Annotated in this window: 16 protein-coding genes; 10 read left to right on the top strand and 6 right to left on the bottom strand. The window is 66.4% G+C overall.

Annotated elements, in window-relative coordinates:
* Window positions 1–78 precede the first annotated feature (78 nt).
* From AB3X98_RS15070 to AB3X98_RS15060, 3 genes are all read left to right on the top strand, one after another.
* Complete coding sequence (locus AB3X98_RS15070) at window positions 79–1,308, top strand: AAA family ATPase (RefSeq protein ID WP_368606008.1); 1,230 nt, start codon at window positions 79–81, stop codon at window positions 1,306–1,308.
* A 14-nt stretch (window positions 1,309–1,322) separates the two neighbouring features.
* Window positions 1,323–3,101, top strand: a complete 1,779-nt coding sequence (locus AB3X98_RS15065; protein ID WP_368606009.1) for a cobalamin biosynthesis protein CobT — start codon at window positions 1,323–1,325, stop codon at window positions 3,099–3,101.
* A 118-nt stretch (window positions 3,102–3,219) separates the two neighbouring features.
* The gene (locus AB3X98_RS15060; RefSeq protein ID WP_368606010.1) at window positions 3,220–4,350 is read left to right on the top strand and encodes a DnaJ domain-containing protein; all 1,131 of its coding nucleotides are present in this window, start codon (window positions 3,220–3,222) and stop codon (window positions 4,348–4,350) included.
* A 13-nt stretch (window positions 4,351–4,363) separates the two neighbouring features.
* Here AB3X98_RS15060 and AB3X98_RS15055 read toward each other — a convergent pair whose 3' ends face one another.
* Both AB3X98_RS15055 and AB3X98_RS15050 read right to left on the bottom strand, forming a co-directional pair.
* Window positions 4,364–4,705: a DHCW motif cupin fold protein gene (locus tag AB3X98_RS15055; RefSeq protein ID WP_368606011.1), complete on the bottom strand. Its 342-nt coding sequence runs from the start codon at window positions 4,703–4,705 to the stop codon at window positions 4,364–4,366.
* Between the two features lie 45 nt (window positions 4,706–4,750).
* Window positions 4,751–5,176 carry a MarR family transcriptional regulator gene (locus AB3X98_RS15050; protein ID WP_368606025.1) on the bottom strand — a complete coding sequence of 142 codons (426 nt, stop codon included), beginning with the start codon at window positions 5,174–5,176 and terminating at the stop codon, window positions 4,751–4,753.
* A 230-nt stretch (window positions 5,177–5,406) separates the two neighbouring features.
* Here AB3X98_RS15050 and badH point away from each other — a divergent pair, with 230 nt between their 5' ends.
* The 4 genes from badH to aliA all read left to right on the top strand — a co-directional run bounded on the left by badH (window position 5,407) and on the right by aliA (window position 9,985).
* The gene (gene badH / locus AB3X98_RS15045; protein ID WP_342947438.1) at window positions 5,407–6,174 is read left to right on the top strand and encodes a 2-hydroxycyclohexanecarboxyl-CoA dehydrogenase; all 768 of its coding nucleotides are present in this window, start codon (window positions 5,407–5,409) and stop codon (window positions 6,172–6,174) included.
* A gap of 50 nt (window positions 6,175–6,224) precedes the next feature.
* Complete coding sequence (badI, locus tag AB3X98_RS15040; protein ID WP_069268610.1) at window positions 6,225–7,007, top strand: 2-ketocyclohexanecarboxyl-CoA hydrolase; 783 nt, start codon at window positions 6,225–6,227, stop codon at window positions 7,005–7,007.
* 61 nt (window positions 7,008–7,068) lie between these two features.
* Window positions 7,069–8,220, top strand: coding sequence for a cyclohexanecarboxyl-CoA dehydrogenase (gene aliB, locus AB3X98_RS15035; RefSeq protein WP_368606012.1), 1,152 nt, complete (start codon window positions 7,069–7,071; stop codon window positions 8,218–8,220).
* A gap of 46 nt (window positions 8,221–8,266) precedes the next feature.
* Window positions 8,267–9,985, top strand: coding sequence for a cyclohexanecarboxylate-CoA ligase (gene aliA, locus AB3X98_RS15030; protein WP_368606013.1), 1,719 nt, complete (start codon window positions 8,267–8,269; stop codon window positions 9,983–9,985).
* Here aliA and AB3X98_RS15025 read toward each other — a convergent pair.
* Entirely contained in the window at window positions 9,921–11,504 is a 1,584-nt protein-coding gene (locus tag AB3X98_RS15025) for an inorganic phosphate transporter (RefSeq protein ID WP_368606014.1), read from the bottom strand. The genes aliA and AB3X98_RS15025 overlap by 65 nt on opposite strands.
* A gap of 318 nt (window positions 11,505–11,822) precedes the next feature.
* Here AB3X98_RS15025 and AB3X98_RS15020 point away from each other — a divergent pair, with 318 nt between their 5' ends.
* Window positions 11,823–13,463 (top strand): AMP-binding protein, encoded by a 1,641-nt coding sequence (locus tag AB3X98_RS15020; RefSeq protein WP_368606015.1) that lies wholly within the window; start codon window positions 11,823–11,825, stop codon window positions 13,461–13,463.
* Between the two features lie 26 nt (window positions 13,464–13,489).
* Here AB3X98_RS15020 and AB3X98_RS15015 read toward each other — a convergent pair whose 3' ends face one another.
* The 3 genes from AB3X98_RS15015 to AB3X98_RS15005 form a co-directional block, all read right to left on the bottom strand.
* On the bottom strand, window positions 13,490–14,833 hold the full coding sequence (locus AB3X98_RS15015) for a PucR family transcriptional regulator (RefSeq protein WP_368606016.1): 1,344 nt from the start codon (window positions 14,831–14,833) through the stop codon (window positions 13,490–13,492).
* Window positions 14,834–14,954: 121 nt separating this feature from the next.
* Window positions 14,955–16,133, bottom strand: a complete 1,179-nt coding sequence (locus AB3X98_RS15010; RefSeq protein WP_342947443.1) for a porin — start codon at window positions 16,131–16,133, stop codon at window positions 14,955–14,957.
* A gap of 121 nt (window positions 16,134–16,254) precedes the next feature.
* The gene (locus AB3X98_RS15005) at window positions 16,255–18,171 is read right to left on the bottom strand and encodes a bifunctional sugar phosphate isomerase/epimerase/4-hydroxyphenylpyruvate dioxygenase family protein (protein ID WP_368606026.1); all 1,917 of its coding nucleotides are present in this window, start codon (window positions 18,169–18,171) and stop codon (window positions 16,255–16,257) included.
* Between the two features lie 306 nt (window positions 18,172–18,477).
* Between AB3X98_RS15005 and aroQ the strand changes: the two genes are divergently transcribed.
* Together aroQ and AB3X98_RS14995 are read left to right on the top strand one after the other, a co-directional pair.
* Window positions 18,478–18,933: a type II 3-dehydroquinate dehydratase gene (gene aroQ, locus AB3X98_RS15000; RefSeq protein WP_069268605.1), complete on the top strand. Its 456-nt coding sequence runs from the start codon at window positions 18,478–18,480 to the stop codon at window positions 18,931–18,933.
* On the top strand, window positions 18,930–19,850 hold the full coding sequence (locus AB3X98_RS14995) for a shikimate dehydrogenase (protein WP_368606017.1): 921 nt from the start codon (window positions 18,930–18,932) through the stop codon (window positions 19,848–19,850). The genes aroQ and AB3X98_RS14995 overlap by 4 nt, the downstream gene beginning before the upstream one ends.
* The last annotated feature ends 139 nt before the right edge of the window (window positions 19,851–19,989 follow it).

Below are 19,989 nucleotides of genomic sequence, written 5' to 3'. Positions count from 1 at the left end.
CGGCGGTGGCATTGCCGCCCTGCGATGCGCATCGGTAATATGTGACGATTGACCGACCGCGCCCTGCATTATCCGCCCATGAACGCAACCGATCCTGCAGTACAAGACGAAGCCCCGCTCGGGCTCTACACACGCGGCGCCGGCCGAGCGCGCGAATGGTGGCGCGTCACGCCTTCGGAACGCGCACACATGTACCGCATCGAGCACGGCCAGGGCGAGGACGGTGAAGTCGACATCGACATCGACACCGAAATCGATCTCGACAATCTCGAAGCGAAGCTGCTCAAGTGGCGTCGCGAGGGCTTCGTTTCCGAAGCTCAGCGCGCCAATGAAGTGCGAGCCACACAAGCGGGCAGCACATTTGCCGCCGCCTTGCAGCGGGCCGTCGAAGTGGCGCGCGAGGCCAAAGCGACCCAAGCCAGCCCGCAAATCCACACGCCCACCGTACGCATCGGCAGTGTCGACCTGCCGCGCGGGGAACCGAACGCGCTAGTGCCGCGCGTGAACGCAGCCTACCTCTTCACCGAACGCGGCGACGACATCGTTCAGGACATCGTAGAAAATCGCCGCGTCATGCTGATCGGCCATACGGGTTCGGGCAAGACGAGCTTCATCGAGCAGGTGGCGGCGCGCGCGGACTATGGCGTGCTGCGCGCGAACATGAACGGCCAGACCACCATAGGCGACTTCGTCGGCTTCTGGACCGTGAAGGGCGGCGAGACGATCTGGGTGGACGGCGTGCTGCCCGTGGCGATGCGCGAGGGCTACTGGCTCATCATCGACGAACTCGACTTTGCCGAGCCTTCGATTCTGGCGGTGCTCACCGCCGTGCTGGAACCGAACGGCCGCCTGCTGCTCAAGGAGCGCGGCAACGAAATCGTCGAGCCGCATCCGTCGTTCCGTCTCTTCGCCACCGCGAACGCCGCGGGCGCGATGAGCGCGTACCGACATCTGTACCAGGGCGCGAATCTGCTCAACGAGGCGTTTCTCGACCGCTGGCGCGTCTACCTGTTCGACTATCTTTCACTTGAAGAGGAAACCGAAGTATTGCTGCGCACGCTGCCTGCGCTCACGCGGCCGCTCGCGCACACACTCGCCGCCATCGCCGCCGATTGCCGCGCCGCGTTCGCCCGCGAGGATCTCGCGAGCGCGTTCTCCACGCGTCGCCTGATCGACTGGACCGAACTCATGCTGCGCACCGGCGATGTCGAGCGCGCGGCGGGGCCGGCGATCTACGCGAAGGTGAGCGCGGACGATGCGGCGCTCATCCGCAGCGTCATCCGGCATCACGTGATCTTCGACGCGTGAGTGCGGAGGCGCCCGTGGCCAGCTTGCAGGACGCAACACATAGTTTGACGGCGAGCGCCGATCCCGCGGGCGCGCTCGGCCGTCTCGCGCGGGTGCTGACCGGCGACTCGCGCGTGAGCGTGACGTTCGGTGCGGGCGAGCCGCGCATTGAAGGCGAACGTTTCGTGCTGCCCGCGCGTCTCGCGACTGATGGCGTGGATGAAGCCGCACTGCTCGGCGCGCTCGATTTGCTGGCGGCGCGCCGTCGCTACAGCGAAGCGGCGCGTCTGGATACGCCGCAAGCCGGCGTGACGGGGCGCATTGCGCAGGCGATCGAGGACCATCGCGTGCTCGCACAACTCGCGCTGGCGTTTCCTGGTGCGCCACGCTACGCGCAAAGCTGGCGTACGCAGCGCGGCGACGCGGTCGCGCGGCGCTGGTCGAAACTGGCGTGGCGCGAGCGCCTTGCGTGGGCGATCGAGCGTACGCTGTGGGACGAAGCGCCCGGTGTGCTCGAGCGCGATGCCGCGGCGCTGGCCGCCGCGCTGCGCGCGATCGACGCTCCGCTCGGCGCGGCCCGCGCGAGCCAGTCGACGCGCGCCAGCCTGAGTGCTGCCGCGGCGATCGTGGCGGGCGTGCGCTCGCTCGCGTCGCGCGGCGCGAACAATATGATGCAGACGGCGGCCCCGTCCGAAGGGCTCGACGACGAATTGGCGCGGCTCGCTCAGGCAATGGACGAATTCGGCGAGGCGGACGAGGTCGAACCGCCGGGCGGCGCCGCCCAGCCCGACAACGCCCGCGAAGGCGACGACGGCGCTTCGGCACGTGCGAGCGCCGAGTCCGATTCCGCCTCCGGCTCAACGCTTTCCGAAGCGGACGCGCCGCACGCCGCCGCCACGAATCGCAGCCCCGCGCCAACGCGGCCACGATTGTCGATCCCGCTGACCACGGCCTACGACGTCGTCACCGATCTCACGGGCCGTGGCGATCCCGCCGCGTGGCGCAAGCTGCGCGCCCTGGCGCGCGCGGAGACCGGTGCGCTCAAGGCACAGCTCGAGCGCGTGCTCAAGGCCGACGAACTCACGCACTGGAAGCGCGAGCAGGAGCGCGGCGAGATCGACCGCGCGGCGCTCGCGCGTCTCGCCGCCTCGCGCGGCTACCGCACGCCGTTTCGCGTGGCGCGTCATGCGAGCGGGCGCGACACGGTCGTCACGCTGCTGCTCGACCTGAGCGGCTCGATGGCGGGCCGCAAGATCGAGCTGGCGCGCCTGTGCGCGGCGGCGCTCGCCGACGCGCTCACGCAACTCGCCTTCGATTCGGAAGTGCTCGGCTACAGCTCGATCGAAGCGCCGGAAATGCGCGCGCGCTACGAGCGCGAACGCGCCGCCGGCGCCGATCTGCGGGCCTATAACCGCTTCGTCGAGCGGCTGGATCTGCGCGTGTTCAAGCGCTTCGACTCGCGCGACCTGAGCGGACTCGCGGCCATCGAGTGCGGCCACGAGAACCCCGATGGCGAAGCGCTCGCCTGGGCGGCGTCCCGGCTCGCGCAGCGCAAGGCGCGCCGGCGGCTGCTGTGCGTCCTCTCGGACGGCTATCCTTCGACGAGCGACGGCGACCCGACTGTGTTGCGCAGCGACCTGCTCGCACGCGTGCAGGCGGTCGAGGAGCAGGGCATCGAGCTAGTCGGCATCGGCATCCTGGACGACGCAGTCGAGGCGTTCTATCCGCATGCCGTGGTCGTGCGCAAGCTGCACGAGCTGCCGGCCACCGCGTTCGCGACGTTGAGCCGCCTGCTCGCGGGGCGGCCGTACTGAAACCGGGAGGGCAATCGCAGTGGCGCTTTCCTTGCCGGACTGGGCGCATTGCGCTAACTTGAGCAGGGCAGGCGTTGCGCCGCCTGCCAACCCATCCACTGACGAACAGATACAGGTCATGCCAGGCCGCGATTACCGACCCGTGGATTACGACCGCCTCTACTACCGGCTCGATCTGGAGCCGGGGGCGAGCGAGGCGGACATCAAGCATCACTATCGCCATCTCGCGCAGATCCTGCATCCCGACAAATGGCGGCACCCCACGGCCGCCTCGATGCGCTGGGCCGACGACCAGTTCAAACGCGTCAAGGAGGCGCGCGAGTTGCTCGAGGCGTACTGGTCCGTGCATCATGCGCCGCCGGTGAGCCGCTCCGCGCTGAGCGTCGCGCAGGCCGACGAACTGCACGCGCAGATGCAGGCGCTGCTGGCGCAGCGTGAACGCGTGCGCGCCGAGCTGGACGGGCTGCGCGCCGAGCGCACGCGCACCCTCGACGAGATCCAGCGCATGCGAACCGAGCGCGACTCGCTGCACGGCGAACTCACGGGGCTGCGCGACGAAGCGGATGCCGCGCAGCCAGGCGAGCCGCAGGGCGTAACCGCGCCCGAAACCGATGACGTGCACGCGCGTTCAGGCGGCGTGCGCGATTTCCTGTTTGCGAAATTCGACGACCCGTCGCGGGGCTGGCTGCTGACGCTTTCCGCGAGCGTGTTCGCGTGCATCGTGATCTTCGTTGCTGCGCACTGGATCGCGGGCTTGCTGCTCGCGCCCATTGCGCGCTTCGAGGTGGGCCGCTGGCTCACGCATATTCTGCAGTGGGCGCTCGTGGCGGGCGGCGTGGTGCTCACGTTCGGCTGGGGCTGGTCGCAGCGCACGCTGTATCGCGCCGGGCGTGCGGGGCGCGAGCACGCCGTGGCCTTGCCCGCTGATGAAACGCGCCTGCGCGTGAGCGCGGCGCTGCGTCACGAGGCGCACTACGGCGCGGAGTGGAGCATCGAATCGTACGAGGCCGCACCCGACGATACGCAATTCGCGCTGCGTGCGGTCATGCGCTTCTCGCCTGGTTCGCAAACCGCCACGCGGCGCCACATGGTGGCGTTCCGCTGCCGGGCGCACACGACCGGCGCCGCGCAGACGGCGCTCGCATACGACTTCTCCGTGGCGGCGCCCACATGGTGGCTGGTTCCCGCCGCGCGCGTGGTGCGCGATCTGCGCAAGCGGCTCGACGCCGATCTCGGCGCGCCGCGCTGAAGCGGCATCGCTTTCAATCGACGACGAAAAGCTTCGCACCCGTGCGCGTGTACGACTGGTGCGCCTCGGCGTTGTCGCCCACCTGATAGCTCATGCCGGGCGTGAGGACGAACTTGCGCCCGTCGTCGAGCGTAGTTTCGAGTTCGCCTTCGAGGCAGAACAGAATGTGCCCCTTCTTGCACCAGTGATCCGCGAGGTAGTCGGGCGAATACTCGACCATGCGCACGCGGATCGGGTTGGCTTCGTCGCCGAAGAAACGCGTGCGCCAGGTGGCCACGCCCGTTTCCCCGTTGTGTTGGGTGGGTTCGACGCTGGACCAGTCGGTGGTGCCGAAGCGAAATGCGTCCATCTTCATGCGGTTTTCTCCTTGTGCGTGACGTCAGAGTGTAGCGGAGCGCGCTCACGCCTCGTCATCGTCCGCCACGCGTTCCCGGTCGTCCACTCGCTTCATGTTGTCGAGCAGCTTCAGCAGATAGTGCAGCGTGTGCGTCATGTCGTCTGACGAAAAATTCTCTAGCACGGCTTCGTAGTACGCCTCGATTTTCGGCGTGGCCTGCGCTACCCATAGCTTGCGGCCCGGCCCGGTCATGCAGACGAGGCGGGAGCGGCGATCGCGCGCATCCGCCTGGGTGCTCACGTGGCCGTCGCGTTCCATCCGGCTGATCAAGCCCGAGAGGTTCTGGCGGCTCACCATCAGATACCGCGCGAGATCGCCAACGCTCATGCCCGGCTGGGCTTCCGGGCGCGAGAGCGCGCCGAGCACGGCCCATTGCTGCGTGGTCAAACCCTCGGCTTCCACGGCGCGCGTGCCGGTTTTATGCAACATGTTTGCGCATTGGTAGAGCCGGAAGAACAGCCGGTTGGCAAGATCGAAGCGGCTTGAATCCTGAATTTTTGATGCTTTAGGCAAGGGTTTCTCCTGATGCTTCTACGCTTGTCTTCGATCCGAGTGTTACCTAGTATACGTCAACATATTGACGTAATTCGAGGCGAGATCCAAAGGTGGGGCAGCATCGAAGGCGTCTATGGTACTGCTCAACCGAATGGAGAATCGCGGTGCGAAAACTCGAAGGCAAGACGGTCGTGGTGACGGGTGGTGGCGGCGGCATCGGCGGGGCGACCTGCCGGCGCTTCGCGGCCGAGGGCGCGCGCGTGGCGGTGCTGGATCTGTCGCTCGAAGCGGCGCTGAAGGTGGCTGACGAAATTCACGAAAAGGGCGGCCAGGCGCTGGCGCTGCGTTGCGATATCACGAACCGCGCCGAGGTGGAAACGGCGCTCGAGCAAGTGCAAGCGCAGCTCGGTCCCGTGGATGTGCTCGTGAACAATGCGGGCTGGGACGTTTTCCGCCCGTTCACGAAAACCGAACCGGCACAGTGGGACAAGCTCATCGCCATCAATCTCACGGGCGCGCTGCACATGCATCACGCGGTGCTGCCCGGCATGGTCGAGCGCAAGCGCGGACGCATCATCAACATCGCCTCGGACGCCGCGCGTGTGGGCTCGTCGGGCGAGGCGGTCTATGCGGCGTGCAAGGGCGGCCTCGTGGCGTTTTCGAAAACCATTGCGCGTGAGCATGCGCGCCACGGCATCACCGTGAACGTGGTGTGTCCGGGCCCGACCGACACCGCGCTCTTCGCCGAGTACAAGGAAGGCGCTGGCAACCCAGAAAAGCTGCTGGAAGCGTTCCAGCGCTCCATTCCGCTCGGCCGCATCGGGCAGCCTGACGATCTGCCCGGCGCGATCGTGTTCTTCGCGAGCGACGACGCGAACTACATCACGGGCCAGGTGCTGAGCGTATCGGGCGGCCTGACCATGGCGGGCTAACGCCGGCGAACGCGCGCTCTATCGACTACGAATCATTAAAGGCATCGATCATGAACTACGAAGACATCCTCTATGAAGTGCGCAACGGCGCGGCATGGATCACCATCAACCGGCCCGACAAGATGAACGCGTTTCGCGGCCGCACCTGTGACGAACTGATTCACGCGCTCAACAAGGCGGGCTACGACCGCGAGATCGGCGCAATCGTCCTTGCCGGTGCAGGCGACAAGGCGTTCTGCACGGGCGGCGACCAGTCCGCACACGCGGGACAGTACGACGGGCGCGGCACGATCGGCCTGCCGATGGAAGAGCTGCACACGGCGATTCGCGACGTGCCCAAACCCGTGATCGCACGCGTGCAGGGCTACGCCGTGGGCGGCGGCAACGTGCTGTGCACGATCTGCGATTTCACCATAGCTTCGGAAAAGGCCGTGTTCGCGCAGGCGGGCCCGAAGGTCGGCTCGGTCGATCCGGGTTACGGCACGGCGTTTCTCGCGCGCGTGGTGGGCGAAAAGAAGGCGCGTGAAATCTGGTATCTGTGCCGCCGCTATCCGGCTGCCGAAGCGCTGGCCATGGGCCTCGTGAACGCCGTCGTGCCGCACGATCAGCTCGATGCGGAAGTTCAGAAGTGGTGCGATGAGATCATGGAAAAGAGCCCCACGGCCATTGCGATCGCCAAGCGCTCGTTCAATATGGACACCGCGCATCAGGCCGGCATTGCGGGCATGGGCATGTACGCGCTCAAGCTCTACTACGACACGGAAGAGTCCCGCGAGGGCGTGCGCGCGTTCCAGGAAAAGCGCAAACCCGAGTTCCGCAAGTACGCCAAATAACGGTGTCTCCGTGACGATCAGGATGACGAATGAATAGAGCAGGCCGCTTCAAGGAGACACCATGAATCCGTATATCGACGAAGACCTCGTCGCGCTCGGCGAGCACGCGCGGCGCTTCGCACAAGGGCGCGTCGCGCCTGGCTTTATCGAGCGCGACACTACACGCGTGCTCGATCGCGGCCTCATGCGCGAAATGGGCGAGATGGGATTCATCGCGCCGGAATTGCCCGAGCAGTATGGCGGCCAGGGCCTGGGCTGCCTCGCGGCGGGGGTGATCCACGAGGAGATTGCGCGCGCGGACCTGAGCCTCTCGTACATCAACCTGCTCGCCTCTCTCAACGGGCAGATTCTCGCCAAGCATGCCGCCCCCGAGATTGCACGGCCGTGGCTCGAACGCCTCACGCAGGGCCGCGCGCTGCTCGCAATCGCGCTCACGGAGCCGCGCGGCGGCTCGGATGCCGCGAACCTGCGGTTGAAAATGGAGCGCGTTGGCGATCACTACGTCCTGAACGGCGAGAAGACCTCGATTTCCGCCGCCGATCAGGCCGACGCCGCGGTGGTGTTCGCGCGCACCGGCAGCGTGGCAGACGGCGCGCGCGGCGTCTCGGCCATTCTCGTGCCGATGGATCTGCCGGGCGTGACGCGCAACCGCTTCGACTGCCACGGTCAGCGCGCCATCGGACGCGGGTCGATCTTCTTCGAGAACGTGCGCGTGCCGGTGGACCACCTGCTGGGCGACGAGGGCAAGGGCTTCGTTCAGGTGATGCAGGGCTTCGACTTTTCGCGCGCGTTGATCGGCCTGCAGGTGCTTGCCGTGGCGAGCGTGAGCCTCGAAGAAACGTGGGAGTACGTCGCGCAGCGCGAGGCCTTCGGCAAGCCGCTCTCTGCATTCCAGGGCGTTTCGCATCCGCTCGCCGAATACGCAACCCAGGTGGAGGCCGCACGGCTGTTGTGTCTGCAAACGCTGTGGCTCAAGGACCGTGGGCTGCCGCATACGGCCGAAGCCGCCATGTGCAAATGGTGGGGGCCGAAGCTCGCCTACGACGTGGTGCATCAATGCCTGCTTTCGTTCGGGCACGGCGGCTACGACCGCGGGCCGCTCGAACAGCGCCTGCGCGACGTGCTCGGCTTCCAGATCGGCGACGGCACGGCGCAGATCATGAAGACCATCATCGCGCGCTCGAACGCGGGCCGCGACGCGGTGCCGGCATGATGCGCGCCGCCTGCGACCTTTCCTGCAACGCCACGGGAGGCAGCACATGGAGTTCGACGCGGTACTGATCGGCCCGCGCCGCGCGCGGGAGGAGGCACGGCGCTGGTGGCCCGGGCGCACCATCAACGACGAACTGGACGCCTGCGTGGCCGAATGTCCGGCGAAGATCGCGCTCACGGCGGTACGAATCGAAGACGGAGAGACCACGCGCTTCACTTACGCGCAGATGGCGCGCATGGCGGACCGCATCGCCGTTGGCCTGTCCAGGCTCGGTGTCGCGAGGGGCGACGTGGTCTCGATGCAGCTGCCGAACTGCTGGCAGTTCACGCTGCTTTATCTCGCGTGCTCGCGCATCGGTGCGGTGCTCAATCCCCTCATGCCGATCTTTCGCGAGCGCGAGTTGTCGTTCATGCTCAACCACGGCGGCAGCAAGGTGATGATCGTGCCGCAGCGCTATCGAGGCTTCGACTACGAGGCCATGCTGCGCGCGTTGCGGACTGAGCTACCTGCCTTGCAGCACGTGGTGGTCGTGGGCGCGATTGACGCAGGCGAGCCGGCGCGCAACAGTTTCGAAGCGCTGCTGAGCGGCCCGCGCTGGGAAGAGGCGAGTGACGCCGAGGCCATCCTCGCCCACGATCGCCCAGGCCCCGACGACGTGACGCAACTGCTCTACACCTCCGGCACGACGGGCGAGCCCAAGGGTGTGATGCATACGGCGAACACGCTGTTTTCGAACATTCTTCCTTACGCGCAGGCCATGCGTCTCCGGCGCGACGACGTCGTGCTGATGGCCTCGCCCATGGCGCATCAAACCGGCTTCATGTATGGCCTCATGATGCCGATCGCATTGCGAGCGAGCGCTGTCTTGCAGGACGTTTGGCAGCCCGAGGCAGCGCTTGCGCTCATCGCGCAGGAGCGTGCGACGTTCACGATGGCATCCACCGCGTTTCTCGGCGATCTCGCCAACGCGGCCATAGAGACGGGCACGTGCGTGCCGACGCTGCGTACGTTCCTGTGCGCGGGCGCGCCGATTCCCGGCGCACTGGTAGAACGCGCACGCACGGCGCTGGGGGCGAAGATCGTCTCCGCGTGGGGCATGACGGAGCTGGGCGCCGTGACGCTCACGCATCTGGACGACGAAGACGAACGCGCGTCCACGACCGATGGCGCGCCGCTGCCGGGTGTGGAAGTGAAGGTGGTGAGCGAGAACGACCAGGCGCTGCCGCCGAACGTGGCGGGGCGGCTATTCGTGCGGGCGTGCTCGGGATTCGGCGGCTATCTCAAGCGCGCGCACCTCAATGCGACGGACGCGCAAGGCTGGTTCGACACGGGCGACCTCGCGATCGTCGACGAGCGCGGCTACATCCGCATCAGCGGCCGCAGCAAGGACGTGATCATCCGCGGCGGCGAGAACATTCCCGTGGTGGAGATCGAGTCGCTGCTCTATCGTCATCCCGCCGTTGCGCAGGTGGCGATCGTCGCGTATGCGGACGAGCGGCTGGGCGAGCGCGCGTGCGCCGTGGTGGTGGCGAGGCCCGGCGAGGCGGTCGATTTGCCTTCGCTCGTTGGCTTTCTCAAGTCGCACAAGGTTGCCGTGCAGTACCTGCCCGAACGGCTATGGCTGCTCGACGCCATGCCGACCACGCCCGCAGGCAAGGTGCAGAAGTTCCGGTTGCGCGACATGCTGCGCGAAGCCGATGTCAGAAAACTTGCCGGAACATCCAGTAGAGACCCGCAGCAAGCGCAATCGAAGCCGGCAACGTGAGCACCCACGCGAGCACGAGGTTGCGCACGGTTGCCCACTGCAGGCCCGAGCCGTTCGCGGCCATCGTGCCGGCCACGCCGGAAGCCAGCACGTGCGTGGTCGACACCGGCAGGCCGTAGACATCGGCCATGCCGATCGTGATCATGGCCACCGTTTCGGCCGAAGCGCCCTGACCATAGGTGAGATGCTGCTTGCCGATCTTTTCGCCCACCGTCACGACAATGCGCTTCCAGCCCACCATCGTGCCGAGACCGAGCGCGAGCGCCACGGCCACCTTCACCCAGGTGGGAATGAACTTGGTCGAGTGGTCCATCTGCTTGCGGAAGGTGTCGAGCACTTTGGCGTCCGCGGGTGACATAGCGGGTGCTTTGGCTTTTTGCATCAGGCGGATCGCTTCGCTCGCCACGTACATGTTGTTGCGCACGTTGTCGACGATCGCGTCGGGCACCGTCGCCATCGAGCCGGAAAGCGCGACCTGGTCGGCGATGGTGTCGGTGAGCTGGCGCAGCGCGGGCAGCGTGGCGGGCGTGAGCCGGCGTGTGCGCACGAACGCCTCGACCTCGGCGCGCGCGTTCTCGGGCGGCGCCCCGTGCGCGTAGCGGCCCAGCGTTGCGGACGCCTCGCGCGCCACGACCACGAACGCCGTGGTTTGCTCGGGCGTGACCGCCTTGTTGAGCGCATAGGCGGTCGGCACGACGCCGATCAGGATCAGCATGATGAGGCCCATGCCTTTCTGGCCGTCGTTCGAGCCGTGGGCGAACGAAACGCCGGTGCAGGTGAGGATGAGCAGGATGCGGATCCAGAGCGGCGGCGCCTGGTTGGCTTTGGGCTCGGCATAAAGCGCTGGCACGCGCACGAGCAGCTTGAGCACGAGGAGCAGCAGGGCGGCCATGACGAAGCCGACCACGGGCGAGAACAGCAGCGCCTTGCCCACGCCCGCCGCCTGGTCCCAGTCCACGCCGCTCGTGCCCGAAGGCCCGCTGATGAACTGGTTCATGATGCCCACGCCGATGATCGAGCCCACGAGCGTATGCGAACTGGATGAAGGCAAGCCGAAATACCAGGTGCCGAGATTCCAGACGATCGCGGCGATCAGGAGTGCGAACACCATGGCGAAGCCCGCGCCGCTGCCCACCTGGAGAATGAGTTCCACCGGCAGCAGTTGCAGGATGCCGAACGCGACCGCGCCGCTGGAGACGAGCACGCCGATGAAATTCCACGCGCCCGACCATGCCACCGCGAGATGCGGATCGAGCGAGTTCGTGTAGATGACGGTGGCGACGGCGTTGGCGGTGTCATGAAAGCCGTTCACGAACTCGAAGCCGAGCGCGATAAGGAGCGCCAGTCCGAGCAGGATGAAAGGCAGCGCAGAGCTTTCGCGCACGGCGCGCAAATCAACGACGAGATGATCGATTACATAAATCGCCCCGGCCGTAATGACGGCGAGAAATAGGGCGATGCCAATACCGCGGCGGCGTGCGCTCGGCGCGCGGTAGGGGGACAAGGGTATGTCCGGCATGAAAGCGTAGTGGCTCTGGTCATTCCGCTTGGAGAAGCGCCTCGGCGCAGCGTCTGCGAGTTCGCAAACGTGCGTGGCGCGGTGCCGCGTCGGCATGCTGAAAGAGCGATGCGGGCGAGACGACGCAGTGTCGCACAATTGACAGAAATCAGACACGGACGTGACACCGCATGGGGGCCGCGCGCGGGCTCCTTCTTTGTGACTTTTCACAATCACCTTATCCGCTTTCCCAGTTCTCGCGACCCGGGCGAGCCCGTAGCATGGGCGTGAAACGCGGCACCTCGCGGACAAGCCGCGCATGATTTCATGGAGACGAACGTGTCAAAAGCCCCCTGGCTCGCCAGCTACGGCGAGATTCCCGCTGCCATCGATCCCGACCGGCATCCGTCGCTCGCGCATATGCTCATTGAGGCGATGCGCGATCATGCGCACCGGCCGGCTTTGCGCGCGGGCGGCACCACGCCGGGCGGCACCACGCCGGGCGGCACCACCCTCAGCTACGCCGACGTCGATCGTCTCTCGCGCGACTTCGCGGCGTATCTCCAGCACGTGGGCGTGAAGAAGGGCGACCGCGTCGCCGTGATGTTGCCGAACCTGCTCGCGTTTCCCATCGCGCTGATCGGCGTCGTGCGGGCAGGGGCGGTGCAGGTAAACGTGAATCCGCTCTATACGCCGCGTGAGCTTCAGCACCAGCTGATGGATTCGGGCGCGCAAACGCTCGTGGCGTTCGACGGCGCGCTGCCGACTTTCGAAGCAATCAAGGCGAATACGGCCGTCAAGACCGTGCTGAGCGTTGCCGCAAGCGATTGCGCAAGCACGGGCGGCGAGCGCGATGCGCAGCCGGGCTCGTTTGCGGCGGCGCTCGCGCAAGGCGCCGGCTTGCCGTTCGAAGCCCCCGCGTTGTGCGGCGACGATCCGCTATTCCTCCAATACACGGGCGGCACGACCGGCCTATCCAAGGGCGCGCTGCTCACGCATCGCAATCTCGTCGCCAACGTCGAGCAGTTCAAGACCTTCATGCCGGGCTTCATGAACCCGGGCGAGGAAGTCGTCGTCACCGCGCTGCCGCTCTATCACATCTTCGCGCTGACGGTGAATCTGATCACCTACTTCTCAATTGGCGCCGAGAACTGGCTCGTTGCGAATGCGCGCGATCTGGGCGGCGTAATCGACGTATTCAAGGCCGCGCGGCCCACGAGCTTCATGGGCGTCAATACGCTCTATGCGGGGCTCGTCGCGCATCCGCGCATCGGCGAAGTCGATTTTTCGCGGCTGCGGCTCGCGGGCGGCGGCGGCGCGGCGATCATTGCCACGGTGTCCGAGCGCTGGCAGGCCATTACGGGCGGGTTCATCCGCGAAGGCTACGGGCTTTCGGAGACGAGCCCGGTGCTTTCGTTCAATCCGGGGAGCGTCGATCGCTTCACCGGCACGACGGGCCTGCCGGTGCCCTCCACCGACGTCAAGCTGATGAACGACGGCGTCGAGGCAGCGCCAGGCGAGCCCGGCGAGATCTGCGCGAAGGGCCCGCAAGTGATGCAGGGCTACTGGAACCAGCCCGAGGCCACGCGCGCCGCCTTTACGGACGATGGCTACTTTCGCACCGGCGACGTGGGCGTGTTCGACGAGCGCGGCTTCCTGCGCATCGTCGATCGCTCGAAGGACATGATCCTCGTTTCGGGCTTCAACGTGTATCCGAATGAAATCGAGGCGGTCGTGACCGCGCTGCCAGGCGTGGCCGAATGCGCGTGCGTGGGTGTGGCCGACGAACGCAGCGGCGAGGCCGTGCGTGTGTTCGTGGTGCCCGCGCGTGAGGCGGCGCTGAGCGAGGAAGCCGTGATCGCGCATTGCCGGGCGCAACTCGCGGCGTACAAGGTGCCGCGCGTGGTGAGCTTCGTTCAAGCGCTGCCGAAGTCGACGGTGGGCAAGATCTTGCGGCGGGAATTGCGCGACGCGGGGTGACGCGCGACAGGGGCGCGCCGCGTCATTCAGCGCGCCGCGCTCTTCGCCTTCTTCACCCCGAGGCGCCCCTTCCTCTCCTTCTTCTTGCCATCGCGCTGGGCACCCTGCGTCGCTCCGCGCAGCTTCAGCGCGATATCCAGCCGCGCAATCCAGTGCGCATCAGCGAGCTTCGCGCCCAGCAGCGTCTCGATGCGCTCGAGCCGGTAGTCGAGCGTGTTTGGATGTACACCTAACGTTTCGGCCGTCTGGCGCCGGCGCTGGCCGCTTGCAAACCACGCTTCGAGCGTGGCGAGCAGGTCGGCCTCCGTCGCCAGCTGCTCGGCGAGCGAGACGAGATAACGCAGCACGTTGGCGCTGCTGCGCACACTCTCCTCGATTGCGATCGAGGAAAAGCGGTGCACGCGCAGGAAGTCGCCATTCTCCTCGCTGTCGTCCACGTGGCTGCCCCGCGGCGCAAAGTCCACCGCCTTGAGCGCCTCTTCCACCGAGGCCGCCCAGCCGCGCGCCCCTTCGTTCATGAGCCCGATGCCGATGCTGCGCACGCGCGGCTCGGCGCGCGCGAGCGCGGCCGCATGCTCGGTCACGCGCTGGTCGTTGCGTGTCATCGAATCGCCGCGCACGCACGGCAGCCAGAACACCAGCCGCTCGCGATGCCACGCACGCACCAGCGCGTCGGGCTTCAGCTCGAAGTGCCGCGCGGCGCTGAGCGCGAAACGGTCGAGCGCATCCTCGCGCACCGAAGGCGCGTGGTCGCGCAAATCCAGATCGACAGCGAGCGCAATGCGCGGCAGCGTGGCGTCGAGGCCGAGCGCCTCGACGGTCTCGCGAAAGCGCGCGGCGTCATCGGGAGCATGGAACACGAGGTCGTAGAGCTGCTGCAGCAGCGAGCCGCGCCAGCGTGCTTGCTGGTGCTGCTCGTCGAGATAGGCTTCGGCGATGTGCTCGGCCATCGCGTCGAAGTAATCGAGCAGATAAGGCGAAATATCGAATAGCAGTTCATGCGCGAGCGCCGGGTCGGCCTCGGCGAGCTCCGTGCAGGTGCGCCACAACTCACGCGCGCCCAGGCGAAAGGCCCGCAGCAGCGAACGCAGCGGCACGTTCTGGTGGACACGTCGGCGCGCGAACGCCGCAGTCTGATCCATGACTTCGGCGGTGGGCGGCGTGCCGTCGAGCAGGCACTGGAACCACTGGTTCGCGGAAAACGCGATCGATGTGAAGATGTCCTTGCGCGCCGCCGCCGAGAGCGCGCTATAGCCTTCGAGCGAGAGCAGCGTGTCATAGGTGCGCTGAACAGCCCTGGGCTGGGTTTTGGCGAGCGTGCGAAGCCTGCTGCGCAGGCGTGGGCTGATGGCGGGAACGGGGGGCGGCACGGTGAGTTCGCGGATTCGCGTGGATTCGTTTAGGCGATATCCGCGAGTGTACTCAGCGCCGTGCCGCTGCGTCGAGGGGGGGCCGTGCAGGCGGCCCCCGCCGGTGCATCGGAACACCGGATCAGAACAGCAGCGCGATACCGGCCATGCCGACGAACTGCGAGCGCGTGGACGAAGGCGTGGAGTTTTGCGAGTCGCCCACGGCGGGGCTTGCGTTGACGATGTTGCCCGCGCCGTTCGCCCCGAGCGTCTGGCCGCCGGCGTGCTGGTAGGCCTGCAGCGCATAGAGCGTGGTGCGCTTCGAGAGGTGGTACGACTCCTTGAGCGAGTACTGCTGGTAGCGCGCCGCGCTCGTGATGCCATTGGCCTTCGAAGCCAGCGTATAGGCGAAGCCGCCGCCCACGTCGAAGGCCGGCGTGAAGCGATACACGGCGAGCGCCGCCCAGGTGTTGAAGATGGCCGTGTCGTGGAAGATCGACTTGCCGCCCGCGATGTACTGAACGTTCGAATACGACGCGCCGAGGACCAGGTTGCCGAGCGTGTAGTTGCCGCCCGCCGCGATGTGCTGGACCGCGTTAGCCGAGACATAGCCCGTATTAAGCGACGACTTGCCGAAGCTGCCCGTTGACGAACTGTCGAATCCGCTCGTCAACTGCGCGTTGTCCATGCGCAGGATGGCCGCCGCGAGGCTCACCGGGCCGGCGGAGTAGCGCAGCGCGGCGCTCCACGTCTGACCCTTGCCGGTGCTCCCCGCAATGCCGCCGAGCGCGTACATGGCGCTCGCCTGCACGCCGTAAAAGATCGGCGAGGTGTAAGTCGCCGAATTGTTGATGCGCACGGTCGTGTCGAGACCGTCGATATCGCCAGGGTGCGCGCCGGTTGCGCCGGTGAGCCACGAGCTTCCCGTGAGCGGACCGACGAACAGGTAATACGGCGTGTACTGACGGCCGGCCGTGAACGTGCCCAGGTTCTGGTTCTGCAGGCCCACGTAGGCCTGGCGATTGAAGATCAGTCCGCTCGACGACAGCGCGCCCGAGTTGAGGTCGAAGCCATTCTGCAGGTCGAAGATCGCGAACGTGCCGCCACCGAGATCTTCCTTGCCTTGCAAGCCGAACTTCGACGCATACAGGTTGCCCTGGCGCAGATAGACATTCGAGTGACCGTTCTGGTTGTTGACGTAGGTGATGGCGTCGTCTACTGCGCCGTAAAGCGTAACGCTGCTTTGCGCAAACGCGGGGCTGGCCACGAGGGCTGCGCTAGTCGCGAGGAACGTGCCGATACCAAGGCCTGCTTTCTTCATCGTTGTGTGTCTCCGGGTGAGATTTGGACTGCTTATATTTTTCTTTGCTACGCCGCATGACTTTCAGGTCGATGCGGCGTGCGTACTGCTGCGCGAAGTGACTACGGTGACTGCGTTTGAATCAATCCAGCGGTTTGCCTGCGCTCTGTGCGGCAAGTGCGCGCTGGCGCGCCTGCGCCGCGAGGCGCACGGCTGCGTTGGGCGCGCCGTAGCCGTCGTAGCCGCCGCGCCGCTCCACGATCTCCAGGAAGAAGCGCTGGTCGAGCGTCTCCGTATAGGCGTGCAGGAACTCGCCACCGCGCTCGTCGCGGTCGTAGAGCAGGTTGTGGTTGCGCAGCGCGTCGAGAAACTCGGGGTCGAGGGCGTGGCGCGCGTCGAGATCGTCGTAGTAGTTCGCGGGTATGCGCAGGAGCGGCACGCCGGCCGCCTCGAATTCGGTCACGGCGCGGAAGATGTCGCCGGTGCTGAACGCCACGTGATTCAGGCCTGTGCCGTGGTAGGCGCGCACGGTTTCTGCCGCGGCCGTGTGCTGGTCCACCGAGGCGTTGAGCACCACGCGCAGCCCGCGGTCGCGGCTCATGAGCGCCCGGCTGCGCACGAGGCCGTACGGATCGGGCAGCAGCACGGCGGGCGTCGCTTCGAGCCCGAACGCCGACTTCAGGAACAACACCCATGAATCGAACGAGCCGGCAGGCAGCGAAAGGCTCACGTGATCGATGCCCGCGATCGGTCCTACTTCGACCGGGCCGTCGATATCCGTGAGCGCGAAATCGGCCTCGAAGAGGGTGGGCTGGCCCGGCTCCTCGTTAACGAAATAGTTAAGACTGCCGTCCGGCCCCTGGACGGCGGGCACCACGCGCTCGTTCGGACCCACGCGGCCCGAGAACGGCTGGTAGCCAAATCCCGCCGCGCGTTCGAGCGCGAGGCGCGCATCGTCCACGCGAAACGCCGAGGCGCAAAGCGAGAGCCCGTGGCGCTGGAAAAACGCGTCGGCGAACGAGTCGGGCTCGGCGTTGAGGACGATGGCGGCCGAGCCGTGCTGATAGAGCGTCACGTCCTTCGAACGATGCTGGCCCGCGCGGCGGAAATGCAGCTTTTCAAGCCAGTTCGCCACATGCGCGCGGGCGGTGTCGTCCACGGCGAACTCGAGGAATTGCCACTGCGCGTTCGCGGGTGCGGCGCTCGGGTGGTAGAGCGCACTCGCTTCGACATGCTCCGCCTGCAGGGTTTCGCGCGTGAGCGATTCGAGCAGCAAGAGCGAACGATGGCCGTCGGCGGCCGTGGCGGCGGGCGGCGCGCCGCGAAAGCCGTCGTTGAAGATTTCGAGCGAAAGCGGGCCCGTGTAGCCGCTTTTCACCACCTGGGCCGTGAAATCCGCGAGCGCGAAGTCGCCCTGGCCCGGGAAGCAGCGATAGTGCCGGCTCCATTCGAGCACGTCCATTTGCATTCTCGGTGCATCGGCGATCTGCACGAAGCCGATGCGCGCGCCCGGGATCGTAGCGATGCCGTCGGGCGCGTCATCGAGCGAGAGCGTGTGGAAACTGTCCAGCGCGAGCGTCAGGTTCGCGTGATCGACGGTGTTGACGAGCCGCCACGCGTGGCCATAGGTGCGCACGTGGCGTCCCCACGCAAGCGCCTCATAACAGATCGTCACGCCCGCTTCCCCGGCGGCCTGCGCGAGCGCGCCAAGCTGTTCCGCAGCGAGCCCGTCGTCGCAGATCGTGTCGGGCGAGACATTGCTGCACACCAGTAAACGGTCCGTACCCAACTGATGCATGACGTCGAACTTGCGCTTCACGCGTTCGATGTTGCGCGCGAGGCGTTCGGGCGCAACGCCTTCGAAATCGCGGAACGGCTGGTACAGCACGATATCGAGGCCGAGATCGCCGGCCATGTGGCGCACGTCGGCGGGCGAGCCTTCGAAATAGAGCAGATCGTTCTCGAAGATCTCGACGGCGTCGAAGCCGGCGGCGCGGATCGCGGCGAGCTTGTCGGCGAGCGTGCCGCTGATCGACACCGTGGCGATCGAGCGACGCAGCGCGCGAGAGGGGGCGTGGAGCGGCTTGGACATGGGCATGGCGAGCTTGCTGACGGCGACTTCGGTGTTGAACAAGGGTCCGGCGCGGCGGTGTAGGGCGGGCATTTAACTAACTGGCGCACCGCAGAAACACTTGCCGCTGGAGTGTCCGAAGGATACGCCAAACTAACTAGTTAGTACAAATTCTGGCAAACCCCAGGTGACCGGTGTACCGCTTCGCGGCACACTGGCGACCATGCGGTGAAACATGCAACGGTTCTCGAGCATGCGCCGTGCCGGTCGTCAAGCTGTTCTGGAGTGTGTGTAATGGGAATGCCTTCGGTGCTGGTCCTGAACGGACCGAACCTGAATCTGCTGGGAACGCGGGAGCCTGCGATCTACGGCGCTGAAACGTTAGATGACGTTGCCAACCTGTGCCGCGAGGCGGCGGCGCGTCTTGGGCTCGAGATCGATTTTCGCCAGTCGAACGCCGAGCATCAGCTGATCGACTGGCTGCACGAAGCGCGCACGCGCGTGGACGGCATCGTCATCAATCCGGCGGCCTATACGCATACGTCGGTGGCGATCGCCGATGCGCTTTCCGCCATCGCGAAGCCCGTGATCGAGGTCCATATCTCGAACGTGCACAAGCGCGAGGCGTTCCGGCACCATTCGTTCGTTTCGCCCATTGCAGAGGCCATCATCGTCGGCTGCGGCACGCAAGGGTATGTGCTCGCGCTGGAGCGCATGGCCACGCTGCTCGCCAAAAAGGTGACGAAATGAGCGCCCAGAACCACGCGAAAACGAATGCGCTGGGCGCGCGCGCAACCGCCAACTCGTTTCTCTGCGGTTTGATCGGCTCGGGCATCGGCGGTTCGCTCACGCCCGCGATGCAGGAGCAGGAAGGCCGCGAACTCGGCTTCCACTATGTATATCGGCGCATCGACCTCGAAGCGCTGAAGCTCACGCCCGCCGCGCTGCCCGAGTTGCTGCTGGCCGCCGAGCGCATGGGTTTCGACGGTTTGAACATCACCTATCCGTGCAAGCAGGCCGTGATCGAACTGCTCGACGAACTCTCCGATGACGCCCGCGCGCTCGGCGCCGTGAACACGGTGTTGTTCCGCGACGGCAAGCGCATCGGCCACAACACCGACTGGTCGGGTTTCGCGCGCGCGTTCCAGCGTGGCCTGCCCGATGTCTCGCTCGAAGCGGTGGTGCAACTGGGCGCGGGCGGCGCGGGCGCGGCGGTCGCACACGCGGCGCTGCAGATGGGCGCCCAGGCGCTCACGCTGTTCGACGTGGACGCTTCGCGTGCCGAATCGCTCGCCAGCGAATTGCAGGCGAGCTTCCCGGCGGCTCGCGTGAGCGCGGGCGGCGATCTGCGCGAAGTGCTCAAGCACGCCACCGGCCTCATCCACGCCACGCCTACCGGCATGGCGAAGCTGCCCGGTATGCCGTTGCCTGCGGAGTATCTGCACGAGCGGTTGTGGGTGGCGGACATCGTCTATTTCCCGATCCGCACCGCGCTGCTCGAAGCGGCCGAGGCGCGCGGCTGCCGCACGCTGAGCGGCGGCGGCATGGCGGTGTACCAGGCAGTGGATGCGTTCCGGCTGTTCACGGGTGTCGAGCCCGACGCGGAACGCATGTATGCGCATCTGCAGTCCATGCTGGCGGCGAATGCTGCAAGCGCCAGCGAATAACAACGACAGCGCGCGGCGGGAGTCAGCGCAAAAGCGCCAACTCCCGTCGACCGCCACATAGGCATGGGACAGGAGTAAACGCTGAAGCGCCAACTCCTGTCGACCGCCACATGGGCATGGGACGGGAGTAAGCGCTGAA

Source organism: Paraburkholderia sp. BR14312 (assembly GCF_040948675.1).
In the GTDB taxonomy this organism is placed as follows: Bacteria; Pseudomonadota; Gammaproteobacteria; order Burkholderiales; family Burkholderiaceae; genus Paraburkholderia; species Paraburkholderia nodosa_A.
Note: the sequence above shows the minus strand (reverse complement) of the source record. Positions and strands in the feature narration are given on the sequence as shown.

Excerpts from the sequence above, each read along its gene's own strand:
- aroQ (WP_069268605.1), top strand. The coding sequence starts at position 18,478 with ATGGGAATGCCTTCGGTGCTGGTCCTGAACGGACCGAACCTGAATCTG.
- AB3X98_RS15050 (WP_368606025.1), bottom strand. The coding sequence starts at position 5,176 with ATGTTGCATAAAACCGGCACGCGCGCCGTGGAAGCCGAGGGTTTGACC.
- AB3X98_RS15070 (WP_368606008.1), top strand. The coding sequence starts at position 79 with ATGAACGCAACCGATCCTGCAGTACAAGACGAAGCCCCGCTCGGGCTC.
- AB3X98_RS15055 (WP_368606011.1), bottom strand. The coding sequence starts at position 4,705 with ATGAAGATGGACGCATTTCGCTTCGGCACCACCGACTGGTCCAGCGTC.
- AB3X98_RS15010 (WP_342947443.1), bottom strand. The coding sequence starts at position 16,133 with ATGAAGAAAGCAGGCCTTGGTATCGGCACGTTCCTCGCGACTAGCGCA.
- aliA (WP_368606013.1), top strand. The coding sequence starts at position 8,267 with ATGGAGTTCGACGCGGTACTGATCGGCCCGCGCCGCGCGCGGGAGGAG.
- badI (WP_069268610.1), top strand. The coding sequence starts at position 6,225 with ATGAACTACGAAGACATCCTCTATGAAGTGCGCAACGGCGCGGCATGG.
- AB3X98_RS14995 (WP_368606017.1), top strand. The coding sequence starts at position 18,930 with ATGAGCGCCCAGAACCACGCGAAAACGAATGCGCTGGGCGCGCGCGCA.
- AB3X98_RS15060 (WP_368606010.1), top strand. The coding sequence starts at position 3,220 with ATGCCAGGCCGCGATTACCGACCCGTGGATTACGACCGCCTCTACTAC.
- AB3X98_RS15025 (WP_368606014.1), bottom strand. The coding sequence starts at position 11,504 with ATGCCGGACATACCCTTGTCCCCCTACCGCGCGCCGAGCGCACGCCGC.
- aliB (WP_368606012.1), top strand. The coding sequence starts at position 7,069 with ATGAATCCGTATATCGACGAAGACCTCGTCGCGCTCGGCGAGCACGCG.